7 protein-coding genes and 1 pseudogene are annotated in these 12,460 nt (G+C 70.4%); 5 read left to right on the plus strand and 3 right to left on the minus strand.

Annotated features, from left to right (window positions below; genetic code table 11):
• The first annotated feature begins 512 nt into the window (after positions 1-512).
• A complete protein-coding gene (gene sepH / locus NLI01S_RS05085) occupies positions 513-1,964 on the plus strand; it encodes a septation protein SepH (RefSeq protein WP_067599954.1) in 1,452 nt (483 codons plus the stop codon).
• 91 nt (positions 1,965-2,055) lie between these two features.
• On the opposite strand, the gene NLI01S_RS05090 is transcribed toward sepH, so the two are convergent.
• Together NLI01S_RS05090 and NLI01S_RS05095 are read right to left on the minus strand one after the other, a co-directional pair.
• On the minus strand, positions 2,056-3,957 hold the full coding sequence (locus NLI01S_RS05090) for a PH domain-containing protein (RefSeq protein ID WP_084392319.1): 1,902 nt from the start codon (positions 3,955-3,957) through the stop codon (positions 2,056-2,058).
• Positions 3,957-4,544, minus strand: a complete 588-nt coding sequence (locus NLI01S_RS05095) for a PH domain-containing protein (RefSeq protein ID WP_067599957.1) — start codon at positions 4,542-4,544, stop codon at positions 3,957-3,959. The genes NLI01S_RS05090 and NLI01S_RS05095 overlap by 1 nt, the downstream gene beginning before the upstream one ends.
• A gap of 274 nt (positions 4,545-4,818) precedes the next feature.
• Between NLI01S_RS05095 and NLI01S_RS05100 the strand changes: the two genes are divergently transcribed.
• Together NLI01S_RS05100 and NLI01S_RS05105 are read left to right on the plus strand one after the other, a co-directional pair.
• Complete coding sequence (locus NLI01S_RS05100; RefSeq protein WP_067599960.1) at positions 4,819-5,790, plus strand: ATP-binding cassette domain-containing protein; 972 nt, start codon at positions 4,819-4,821, stop codon at positions 5,788-5,790.
• A complete protein-coding gene (locus NLI01S_RS05105; protein ID WP_067599963.1) occupies positions 5,787-6,608 on the plus strand; it encodes an ABC transporter permease in 822 nt (273 codons plus the stop codon). The genes NLI01S_RS05100 and NLI01S_RS05105 overlap by 4 nt, the downstream gene beginning before the upstream one ends.
• Before the next feature lie 73 nt (positions 6,609-6,681).
• Here the strand turns inward: NLI01S_RS05105 and NLI01S_RS05110 are convergent, their stop codons facing one another.
• The gene (locus tag NLI01S_RS05110; RefSeq protein WP_067599966.1) at positions 6,682-10,050 is read right to left on the minus strand and encodes an AfsR/SARP family transcriptional regulator; all 3,369 of its coding nucleotides are present in this window, start codon (positions 10,048-10,050) and stop codon (positions 6,682-6,684) included.
• A 290-nt stretch (positions 10,051-10,340) separates the two neighbouring features.
• On the opposite strand from NLI01S_RS05110, the gene NLI01S_RS05115 reads away from it, so the two are divergent.
• Positions 10,341-10,937, plus strand: coding sequence for a YbhB/YbcL family Raf kinase inhibitor-like protein (locus NLI01S_RS05115; protein ID WP_223809120.1), 597 nt, complete (start codon positions 10,341-10,343; stop codon positions 10,935-10,937).
• Between the two features lie 346 nt (positions 10,938-11,283).
• Positions 11,284-12,460, plus strand: a pseudogene (locus tag NLI01S_RS05120) (hypothetical protein); the annotation flags it as partial.

The following is a 12,460-nucleotide window of genomic DNA, read 5'->3' on the forward strand; positions in this document are numbered from 1 at the left end:
GATGGGCGTGTGGTGGGGCAGACATCCCCGTAGGCCCCAACATTCACATAACGCCCATAGGTGGATACCTCACTTTAAGGGGGACAAGCCTCTGATAACGCCATCAAATAAGAACCATCACCATCTGGCGCCCCTCGGCGTGTCGAGTTGCGAACCACAAGGTGCATGATGTCTCTACTTCGCCCGAGAACGGAGTTTTTCCCAGACCTGGGGTGATTCGAGGTACGCGGGATACCATCACCGCGGAGCCTTCGTACGGGATCGGCGACATTCACCGACGATCGCTCCCGGTCGCGCGAGGCTCACCGTGTCAAGATTGGCAACGGAAGCGACCGTGAGGGCCCCGGGCACCCGGGGTCGACTCCCACCGTGGTGACCACCACGGGCCGGGAGGCGGGCACAGTTCGGACATGCCGGGCGCGGTACTGGCCGAACAGTTGTCGGCCGACCAGACTTGGAGAACGCGAGGGACGGTCTATACCGACCCTCGACGGGACGTGAAGGGGAGAGCGATGCACGAGCTTCGCCTCGTGGCCGTGAGTGAGGACGGCACCTATCTGGTGCTGGCCAGCACCGGTCGTGGAACCCGATTCATGCTGCCCGTCGACGACCGCCTGCGAGCCGCCGTACGCGGCCAGTTCTCCCGGCTCGGCCAGTACGAGATCGAAGTGGAGAATCCGTTGCGCCCCAAGGAAATCCAGGCCCGCATCCGGTCCGGCGAGACCGCGGAGGCCATCTCCGAGATCTCCGGGATACCCATCGAACGGGTGCGTTGGTTCGAAGGACCCGTACTCCAGGAGCGCGAGTACATCGCGCAACAGGCCCAGCGCGCCACCGTGCGCGCCCAGGGCGACGCCGTACCCGGTCCCTCCCTGGAGGAGATCGTCACCAAGCGGATCGGCGCCCACCAGTTGGAGACCGGCGACGCCGTGTGGGACTCCTGGAAGCGCGAGGACCGCACCTGGCAACTCAAGCTCGTCTTCCTACAGGGGGGCGACGAGCGTGTCGCCCACTGGCTGTACGAGCCCAGACACAACTCCGTCGCTCCGGCCGACGAGGAGGCCGCCAGGTTCTCCTTCGAGGAGCCCTTGTCGGCCTCGCCCGAGGCCGCGGCCAACGTCACCCCGTTCGCCCCTCGCCGCAACGAGGCCACCACCGACCTGCCCCGCCTGGACGCACAGTCCGCCGCCGAGCGCCGCCCTGGTGACATCGCTCCGCGTCGCCTGTCGTCCGCGCAGGACACGCCGTTGGACGAGCCCCTGCGCCCGGCCCCGCATACGGACCAGTTCGGGGTGCCGATCCGTGAGGAGCCCGGGCGTCCGACGCGCCGGCGGCCCGAGCGGGTGGCCGAACGCCCTCCGGAGCGAGCCCCCGAACGCGGGCCGGAGCACACACCTCAGGAGGCACCGCCCGCCGCACCGATGCCCGGTTTCTCGCGGAGCGAGCCACCGCGGCGCCACCCCATGGCGGAGCCGCCCATGCGGCCCGAGCGCCCGGCCGAGCGGTTCGGGGAGCGTCCCGCCGAACGTCCGGTGGGGCGTCGGGTAGAGCGCCCCATGGAGCGGTCCGAACGCCATGACGAGCCCGAACCGGTGCGTCCCGCGGCCGTGTTCGACGAACCGGAGCCCGAACCCCGATACCTGTCCGAGACACGTGGCCGTCCCGATTCTCCGGGAGCCCCGGACCGGCTGGACGCGCGTCCTGCACCGGCGCCCGACCCCGAGCCGGCCCCGCCTGTGACCGAACCGGAGCGACCACGACGACGTCGCGCCACCATCGACCTCAACGACAAGGGCACCCCACGACGGGCCGTGGACGAGCAGCCCCCGATCCCGGCCGCCGCCGGTGGCACCAACGGGGCCACCGCCGGGAACGGTGCCGCTCCCAAGCGCAAGGGGCGAGGACGCCGCGCCTCGGTCCCCACCTGGGACGAGATCATGTTCGGGTCGAAGAAGAACGAGTAGGCGCACCCACCGAGAGCGAGGGGGCGATCACCGGTCGGTGATCGCCCCCTCGCTCTCGTCCGGTGTCCTTCCGGCTCGTGGAGACCGTGCCTCAGGTGGTGTCCTGGTGTGGATCCTGGTCCTCCGACAGGAAGGGCCGCACCATCTCCGGGGTGATCCGCCCGGCGAAATCGACCGACTCCTCCAAAGAGGCGTCCTGAGCCGTGTAACCTCCCGCTCCGGCACCCACGGTCACCTGGAGGTCGGCCAGCCCCGAGCGACGTTGGAACAGCGTCTGGGTCCAGGTCCATCCGATCACCGCCGACCGTTCCACCGTGGCCTGTCCGCGCTGCAACGAACCCGAGCGCACGCTCACCCGTTCCCCGTCGTAGCCGTGGCCCAGGGAGCGGTACCGGTCCACCGCCAAGGGCACCCCGAGCAGCGCGAGCGCCCCCGACGCGACCGTCAACCAGATCAGGTCCAGGTAGAGGGCCACCGCCGCCACCACGACGAACGGCAGCACGGCGCGGGTGAAACGCCGGTACAGGGCCGCCCGTGGGTGGCGGGTGAGCCGGCCTCTGAACAGGTCCAGGGCACGGTCGACCACCGCCTCCACCTTGGGGCGGGGCCCGAGGGGCAGCAGGACCGCACGGTTGGCGGTGTCCCCCAGCCCGGTGACGATGGCGCGCAGCCGCACCGCGCGACGGGTACGTTCGAGGGGGTTGTCCCGTAGCTCGTACCCGCGGATGCGGCGCCGTTCCAGGGTGACGCTGCGGCGGGTGAACAGACCGCGTTCGGCCACCAGGGAACCGTCCCGACCCCGGAGCGTGAATCCCCAGTGGGTGAGGGCGTAGGAGACCACCGCGAAGACCGGCATCAACAACACCAGCACACCCGTGGACACCGCGGCGAACACCACCAGGAAGCCTCGGTCGGTGCTGGTCACCCAGTCCACGAGGAAGTCGGTGGCCACCTGCCCGGCGGACTGTTGGACCATGCCGAACAGGGTGGCCAGGAGCACGAACGGGGTCACCAGGTGACCCACGCTGAGCGCCCCGAACAGGTACCAGCTCCGGGGCATCCGGAAGTAGGTGACCGCTGCCTCGTCCGACGCGGTCACGGCCCCGGAGGCGTCCGTTCCGGCGGATGCGGTGGTGAGGGAGGCGACGCCGTCCTCCCCCACCGTGGTCGCCTCCTCCCTCCGTCCACTGAGCACGGCCTTGCGGTGCAGCAGGACCGTGCGCAGACGCTCGGCCTCGGCGGCGTCCACCGCGTCGAGCTTGCCGTCCTCGGTCTCGCCCGCCCCCGACGCGGCCTCGATGCGCACCACGGCCACACCCAATAGGCGGTGCAGCAGGCTGCTGGTGACGTCGACCCCGCGCACCCGTTCCAAGGGGATGGTGCGCCGGGAGCGTCTGATCAGGCCGCTGCGGATCTCCAGGCGTTCCTCGCCGATCTCGTAGCGGAAGGTCTTCCAGGTGACGAACCCGCGGACGAGCAGTCCCAGGACCGCGAGCAGGGTGGCGGTGAGGATCCAGGGGTTGAACCCGCCGACCACCAGACCGGCGGCGATCGGCAACAGCAGCCCCCGGATCTGGATGATGGGTCCGACGACCAGGGTGCGCGGGCTGAGCCGGTGGGCGGTCTCCGTCCCGAAGGGCGATCCTTGACCGGTGGGGTCCTCGCCCCACCAGGAACGGGGCGTCTCCTCCCCGGGTTCGGTGGGCGCTGCGAGTCCGGCGGGTTCGGCGAAGGTGGGGGCTCCGGGGGGCGCGGGGGTCGTGGGCCACCGGTGGCTCTCCCCCTCGAAGGGTGCGTACGAGCCCGAGGAAGGGGTGCCGGGCCCGGAGGAGTCGAGGGTGCCGGAGGTACTGCCGGGCGCGACCCAGCCACCGGACCCGGTCTCGGGGGACTCGGGCCGATCGGTATCGGGGTGTCGGAGGGGCTCGGGGCCCCGATGGGTTTCGGGCCGTCGGGTCTCGGGACTCTCGTGGGGGTCGTGTCGTGGATCCATCAGGTGGCGTCGTCCCGGAGCGTCCCGGCGCGCACGGCGAGTTCCTCACTGAGCCGGCGCGCCTCCTCGGCGTCCAGACCCTCGATGGTCGAAGACCCGGCGTAGGAGGCGGTCCGCACCTGGAGCGTGGCCACGTCGAAGATCCGCTCCAACCAGCCCTGGGTGTGGTCGACCGTCTGCAACCGGTTGACCGGCACCAACTGCCAGGCCCGGCTGATCCAGCCGGAGCGGGTGTAGATGACGTCCTCGTCGACCTCCCACCGATGCACCCGGTAACGCCACGAGGGCACGATGGCGATCTTGAGCAGGGCGTACGCGACGTAGACGGAGGGGAGGACCCAGGCGTTCTCGTGCACCCACGTCGGCACCCAGCCCCAGGCGAAGTCGCCCAGGGCCCAGGCCGCGGCGCTGAGCAGGGCCAGGTTGAACAGCGCGCCGAAGGCCATGCGCAGCGTCCACACCCCGATCGAGCGGCTGCTCACCCTCCGTAGCGGCGGACGTAGTCGGGCCACGCCCGTCCCCGAATCCGCTGGGTCGGGTTTCTCCCCCGGCCGGGGGACGGCGTCGTGGGGCGGGAAGTTCGTCACCCGCCCGAGTCTAGGCCGTATCCTCACGCCCTCCGCTGGGCCCCGGCCCCGGCATACGCCCTCTTTCACCGTCCGGCGCCCTCACCAGGTCTTCGGAGAAAGCCGGAGACGTGGGGAAGGGCTCGTTCCGGTCCGGTGTTCCTTCCACAGCGGGACACCTGCACCCCTGACAGCCGGAGCTGACATTTCAGGGCGTGAGAGGCGAATGCACATATCAGCGTTCTGTCAGCACCGGTCGGCACACTGAGGACAGACGCTGAAACGGAGGAACTTGATGACCGACGCCATCCGCGCGGAAGGTCTGGTCAAGGAGTTCAAGGGCACACGCGCCCTGGACGGAGTAGACCTGACCGCCAGGACGGGGGCCGTGCTGGGCGTCCTGGGACCCAATGGATCCGGGAAGACCACGACCGTACGCATCCTGTCGACGTTGCTGCGCCCCGACGGCGGGTACGCCACCGTCAGCGGGTTCGACGTGGTGCGCCAACCCCACGAGGTGCGCCGACAGATCGGCCTGACCGGCCAGTACGCCGCCGTGGACGCCGAGCTGACCGGGACCCAGAACCTGGTGCTCATCGCCCGCCTGCTGGGCTTCGATCGGGCCCAGGCCCGGGCTCGGTCCGCCGAACTACTGGAGCGCTTCGGGCTCGCCGACGCCGGTGGACGCGCGGCCAAGACCTACTCGGGAGGCATGCGCCGCCGACTGGATCTGGCCGCGAGCCTGGTCGGCCGCCCGGCGCTGCTGTACCTGGACGAACCGACCACCGGTCTGGACCCGCACAGCCGCAACGGCCTGTGGGCCGTGGTACGTGACCTGGTGGGTGACGGGGTGACCGTACTGCTCACCACCCAGTACCTGGAAGAGGCCGACCAACTGGCCGACGACATCATGGTGCTGGACCACGGCAAGGTGATCAGCCAGGGCACCCCCGAGGAGCTCAAGAGCCAGGCCGGCGACCAGGTCCTGGAGCTGCGCACGGTGGACAGCGCTCAGCTGCCCCTGGCCACCAAGATCATCGAAGCGGTCACGAGCGCCCCCGTCCACAGCGACGGACTGGTGGCGGGTGTGCCGGTCAACGACGCCTCCGTCCTGCCCGAGGTGGTCCGTCGCCTGGACGAACAGGGGGTGGCCGTGGGTGAGCTGTCCCTGCGCAAACCCAGCCTGGACGAGGTGTTCCTGGCCTTGACCGGGCACGCCGCCGAGGCCACGGACGCCGACAACGACCCCGAGGGAGCCCGCCCGTGAGCACCGTGACCACCCGCGCCTCCTCCGGATCCGTACCGCACATCCCACAGCGGATCAGCCCGCTGGTGACCGTACAGAACGGGCTCCAACTCACCTGGCGCAGCGTGCTGAAGATCAAGGCCAACCCCGAAGAGGTCTTCGGGCTGATGCTGCAGCCGGTCATGTTCGTGACCTTGTTCGTCTTCGTCTTCGGTCAGGCGATGATGGGCGACTGGCAGACCTACCGGGACTTCCTGATGCCCGGAATCATCGCGCAGTCGGTCATCTTCGCGACCATGGGTACCGGTTTCAGCCTGAGCCAGGACGTGGAGAAGGGCATCTTCGACCGCTTCCGCTCGCTGCCCATCGCCCGTTCGGCGCCGCTGATCGGCGCGATCCTGGGCGACCTGGTCCGTTACGCCATCACGGTCGTCATGGTGCTGTTGGTCGGACTGGCCATCGGGTTCCGCCCAGAGGGCGGGGTGGTCGGTGTGCTGGTCGCCGCGGCCCTGATCCTGCTGTTCGCCTTCGCGCTGTGCTGGATGTCGGCCTTCGTGGGGATGCTCGCCCGCACCCCCATGGCCGTGCAGTCCTTCGCGATGATCCTGTTGTTCCCGCTCACCTTCGGTAGTTCGGCGTTCGTCGCACCCGACGACATGCCGGGCTGGCTCGCACCCATCGCCGCGAACAACCCGGTCACCCACGTGGTGGACGCCATGCGCGCACTGATGATCGGTGGTGACGTCGCCGGACCGGTGACCTGGACCCTGGTGTGGTCGGTCATCATCACGGCGATCTTCTTCCCTCTGGCGGTGTGGGCCTACCGACGCCGCACCTGAGGGCCCACGGTGTCCACCCGAACGTCCCAGGCGGCGCCGGCCCGCCGGGGCGCTCGGGGCTCGGGGCTCGGGCTCAGCGGCGCCGGTCTCCGGCATCGACATCGTCGGGCACGATCTGCTCCAGCCACCGCGCCGTGTTCTCCAGGATCCGCGCTCTGGGCGTCTCGCGCCCTCGGGTGATCAGCCGCTCCACCTCGGCCTCTCCCAACGTGCGGGCCAGGCGCGAACGCAGGTCCCCGATCCTGGCGGAGGCGGTGTTGAGGACCCCGCGCAATCCCGCGCTGTACCCCAACAGCTCCGCGGCCCATCGGGGATCGGTGTCCTCGGTCAGTCGGGAGAGGAGCTCCAACGTGCCCAACCCGGAAATGTCGGACCCGTTGCGGGAGAGCCACCACGCCCGCCCCGCCTCGGCCCAGGCCCGTTCGACGTTCCCCTCGGCCCAGGCGAGTTCGGCGGACAGGGTGCGCCAGGTGGGTTCGATGTAGACCGGCGCGAACCCGCCCAGACCACGGACCAGGGGTTCTGTACGTTCCAGCAACCGTCGGGCCCCCACCAGGTCCCCGGTGGCCTGCATCCAGTGGATCCTGATCATGTGATGGGTGACCCGGTGCTCGTCCTGCGCCGTTTCGGCTTGGATCCTTTCGAGTTCGAGGGCGGCGCCGTCCGTGTCGCCGAGTTCGACCAGGACCTGGGCCATGAGGGTGCGAAAGAGACCACCGAGCCCGTCCAGCCCGGAACCCTCGGCCAGGTCGATGCCCTCCTGGAGCAATGCACGGGAGCGTCGCAGGTCGGTGGCCATCGTCGCGTCCACGAGCTGGGCCAGGGCGTTGCACTGTCCCCACACGTCCCCGCACTCGCGCATCGTCGACAGGGCGATCTCCGCCCGCGCACGAGAGAGGGCGGCGTCACCGAAGATCGCGTCGAGCATCGACAGCGACAGGTACACCATCGCCCGGGTCCAGGGGTCCTCCTGCCCTTGGAGAGCCATCTCCGCCCGCGCACGAGCGGGGCCGTCGGGGTCACCCTCGGTCATCGCCCGGTAGACCAGGCAGGAGATGAGCACCGGATGCCGCTCGACCCTCGTCCCACCGGCCTCGCACACCTCCTCCACCCGGGCCAGGCGTTCCAGCAGGACCGCGCGCCCCGAGGTCATCTCTCCCGCCTTGTGGAACAGACAACCGGCGTAGGCGACTTCCCGCCCCGGCGGCACCTTCTCCCCCACCAGCTCCAGTACCTGTTCGGACCAGCGGTGGACCTGCCGCCAGGCCCCGTCCAGTGTCCAGTACCACTGGGTGAGCTCCACCAGGTCCAGGGCCAGTTCGGCGTCACCGCTCTCCAACGCCCAGTGGAAGGCGGTGGTGCAGTCGTCCACCTCGCTCCGGAGCCGCTCCAACCAGACGGTCTGTTCGGGTCCGCGCAAGCCGGGGTCGGCCCGCCGCCACAGTTCCAACACGTGCAGGGCGTGGGCGTCGCGGACCCGCGTCTCCTCCCCTGACTCGACCAGGCGCTCCCACCCGTAGGCCCGGACCGTTTCCAGCTGCCGGTAGGCGGGCGGCGCGTCGTCGTCGGCGCGCCTCTCCGCGATCACGAGGGACTTGTCCACCAGCGCGAACAGAACCGTCCACACGTCCTGTCCGGCGAGCCGGCCCGGTTCCCCGTCGGGGTCGGCCACCACCCGTTCGACCGCTTCCAGGGTGGCGCCGCCGGGGAAGACGGCGAGCCTGCGCAGCAGTCGACGTTCGGCCTCGTCCAGCAGCTCCCAGCTCCAGTCGACCACCGCCCGCAGGGTGCGGTGACGGGGCAGCGCGGCCCTACTGCCGTTGGTGAGCAAACGGAACCGGTCGGTGAGGCGTTCGGCGAGCTGCCCGGGGCCCATCACCCGAAGGCGGGCGGCGGCCAGTTCCAGGGCCAGCGGCATACCGTCCAGTTCACGGGTGATGCGTACGACGTGGTCGACGTTGGCGGAAGTGAGACCGAACCCCGGGTGTGCCGCCCGCGCGCGGGCGACGAACAGCTCCACCGCCGAGCAGTTCAGGGCACCGTCGACGTCGGCCCCCTCCGGTGGCAGATCGAGCGAGGGGACCGGAAGGAGGGCCTCACCCGGCAGGCCGAGCGGCTCCCGAGAGGTGGCCAGCACTCGCAGACCCGGGCATCGGGCCAGGAGGGTCCGGACGAACCGTGCGGCTTCCTCGATCAGGTGCTCACAGTTGTCCAGCACCACCAGGCAGCGACGTTCGCCCAGGCGTGCGGCGATCCGGTCCGTCTGCGTCACCTGCGAGGACCCGGTGCGCGCCGTGATCACGTTGAGTTCGCGCAGTTCGAGGGCGGCGGCGACGGCCTCGGGCAGTTCCCGCCCCTGTCGTACCGGTGCGAGTTCGACCCACCACACGCCTTCGCCCACCAGAGAGGGTGACCGTTCGACCAGGGTCGCGGCGGCCTCGGTGGCCAGGCGGGTCTTGCCCGCGCCTCCGGGACCGGTGAGGGTGACCACGCGGGTGGTGGTGAGCCGGTCGACGGCCGCCTCGACCTCGGTCTCGCGCGCGACGAACTCGGTCAGGTGGTGGGGCAGCCGGAGCGGTGGCGGCGGCCCGGTTCCCGGTTCGTCACCTGCGGGCTCGAATTCGCCCGACCGCGTTCTCTCGCCCGATCCCGTGATCGAGGATCCGAGGGCACCGTGAGGAAGGGCCCCTTCGGGACGAGGCGGGGTCGCTTCTCCGCGCAGCAGGTCGAGGTGCACCTGCCGCAGACGGGACGAGGGGTCCAACCCCAGTTCGTCTGCCAACCGCGTCCGAAAGGTCTCGTAGCAGGCGAGGGCGTCGGCGGTGCGTCCGCTCCCGGCCAGGGCGCGCATGAGCAGTTCGACGGGGCGTTCACGGTGCGGGTCCCCCGACGCCAACGCCTCGGCCCGGGGCAGGGCCTCCGTCGCCCGGCCGAGGGCGACCCGGACCTCCAGAAGGTCCTCGACCGCCGTGCGGTGGGACTCCCCGAGGCGCAGGGCGACCTCTTGCGCCAGACCATGAGAGGTGAGGTCGGGCAGGGCGGGTCCGCGCCACAGCTCCAGGGCCCCGGCCAAGGAGAGTTCGGCCTGTTCGAATCGACCGGCCCTCAGGTCGGCCCGGCCTCGCCCGGCCAGATCCTCGAAGACGTGCAGGTCCACCTGTTCGGGGGTGACGTCCAACCGGTATCCGCCGCCGTCACCGAGCAGGCCGATCCCCTCGCCCAGAGCACGGCGCAGACGTGAGGCCAGGGCCTGCAGGGCGTTGGCCGCCGCGTTGGGGACGGCCTCGCCCCAAATGTCGTCGGTGAGTTCCTCCACGGCCGATGAGCGCCCTGGCCGGAGCAGGAGCAGCACCAGCAGGGTACGCAGGCGGGCGCCGCCCACGGCGACGGATTCGCCCGAGGGGTCGAGCACCTGAAGGGGACCGAGAATGGAGAACCACACGACTTCATGATGGCCGATCCCCCCGACCCCACGCCTTCGGTTGTCCACAGGCCCACCGGCCATGGGGCTCCCGGCCGTGGTCCCACCGACCGACCCTGCGCCCGCTCCCGGGAGTCACCGGGGCCCGCCGGACCACAGTAGGGTTCGCTCAGGACCGTGTGACGGCGCCGGAGACGGCCCTCGCGCGCACGGTTCCACCGCGACGGGTACCGGGGCCTACCTCCCGTGTGCCGGGTCCGGTGCACAGCGAGTCTCGCCTTATGGCCCGAAAGTCCAGCAGGAGCCCCATTTTGTTCCCGGTCTTGCCTTTCACCCGGACCGTCGCCGAACGCGGCGTTCCCCGCACCCGTCCCGATGCCCGTGCGGGTGCCGTCGTAGCGGGGGCCGCCCTGCTCGCGTCGACCGGTTGTGGTGTGCTCAACACGGAACTGAGCGGCGAGATGCCCACCGACATCAACGTGATCAGTCCGATGATGCAGGAGGGGCAGCCTCTGCCGACCAGTTACACCTGCGAAGCCGATGGTGAGTCGGTCTCCCCACCGTTGAGCTGGTCGGGTCTGCCCGACGACGTGGGTTCGATCGCGCTGGTGGTCGACGACCCGGAGGCGGCCTTCGTGTTCTGGGTCGTCACCGACCTGGACCCGCAACTGGTGGAGCTTCGGCAGAACACCGTTCCGGCCGACGCCAAGATCGGTCAGAACAGCTCGGGAGAGGCCGCCTACGGGGCGCCCTGTCCCGAGGAGGACGACACGCATTCCTACCGGTTCACGGTGTACGCGCTCAACGAACCCCTCGATCTGCCCGAGGGCGCGGCACTGGACCTGACACTCGAGAACATCGCCGCGCAGGCCGTGGCCAGGGGCTCTCTCATCACCAACAGCGGGTGAAATAGCTCATAACGGCTGTTTCACACTCGGTTCCGCCTTCCCACCAGGGGTCCGGGAACGAACCGAGGAAGCTCCCGTTGCCCTCTGCACACAGCGCACGACAGCACATACAGTAGGACTGTGTCCCTCGCCCCTTTTCAGATGACCGATTTCCGCCCACCCGCCGCGCGGTATCCCGGTTCGAGACCGCAGCGGGGCTTCGGCGCCCACTTCGCGAAGACGGAGTGGGGCCGCGACCCCGCGGTCGGCCGGGACCAGTGCGCCACCCTCCCCCGGCCGGTCCTCATCCGACCGACACCCGGTGCGCCTCGGGCGCGGCAGACCTCCCCAAGGTAGTGCGTACACCATGACCGTCACCATCATCATCATCGCCGTCATCGTCGTGCTCGCCGTGCTGGTGCTCCTCCTACTGGGGATGCGGGCGCTCAGCCTCGGTTCGAACGACGACTATGACGACGACGTCCAAGACGATCACGACGACCGGCCCGCCCGAGGCCGGGGGCGAGGGCGGGCCGACCTCGACGGCGATGACGAGGGGGACCGTGGCCGCCGGTCGAACAGGCCGGAGCGACGGTCCAAGGGACGGCGACAGCGCGAGGTCGACTGGGAGGACGAGTCCGACGGACTCTCCGACAACGACTTCTGGTCGAGTCTGAACGACGAGGGGCCCGCGCAGACGAGTGCCCGGGACCGGGACGACGCCTACGACGCGCGGGACGACGACGGTTACGAGGACTACGACGAGGCACCCGTGCGCGGTGGCCACCTGGACCAGGGTCCGCCCACGATGGTCGACGCTCCGGTCGAGGACCGGGCCCCACGTGGAAGCGCCTCGGACCTGGCCATGCTGGCCGGCCTCGGACACAGTGAACCCCCGGGTGCCCCGCCGCCCCAGCACCCCGAACCACCACGCCCGGAGCCGCGGCACCGTCCCGCCGCCCTGGATTCGGGGCCCACTCCGTCTGCGCTTCCGCCCACGCAGGGGTTGCCCCCGTCGCAGCCGCCCACACCCATCGATTCCGGGGTTCGCGCCGACGACCCGCTGGGCACGGGTTGGACCCCACCACCGCCTTCGACTGGTGACCCCTTCGAGGGACGTGAACCCCTCACCCCGTACGAACGGCTCGGGTTGAACGAGGGGAACGACGCTCCCGACTCCTACGGTTCGGACCGCACCCCCCTGGAGACCGGGTCGGTTTCCTCCGACCCGCTCGACCCGGGTTTCCGGCCGAACCCCGGCGAAGACTTCAGGTCGCCGATCTGGTCCAGCTTGGACACCGGTGCCCACCAGCGCTCTGACCTGAACGGCTACGGCACGCCCGGTGCGCCGGGTGGTACCGGTCTCGGTGGCCCCTCGGGCGCCATGCCCGCGCCCGGTCAGCCCATGGGCGGCCCGAGCGTGCCCGGCCACCCGGCCCCCGGGCCGAATTCGGGACCACTGACCGGCGGTTACCCGTCCGGGGCGTTCCAGGGCGGGTCCTACGATCCCGGCCTCGCCGACACCGACTCCTTCGGCCGGCCGG

It is taken from the genome of Nocardiopsis listeri NBRC 13360 (assembly GCF_001570765.1).
Taxonomy (GTDB): Bacteria; Actinomycetota; Actinomycetes; order Streptosporangiales; family Streptosporangiaceae; genus Nocardiopsis; species Nocardiopsis listeri.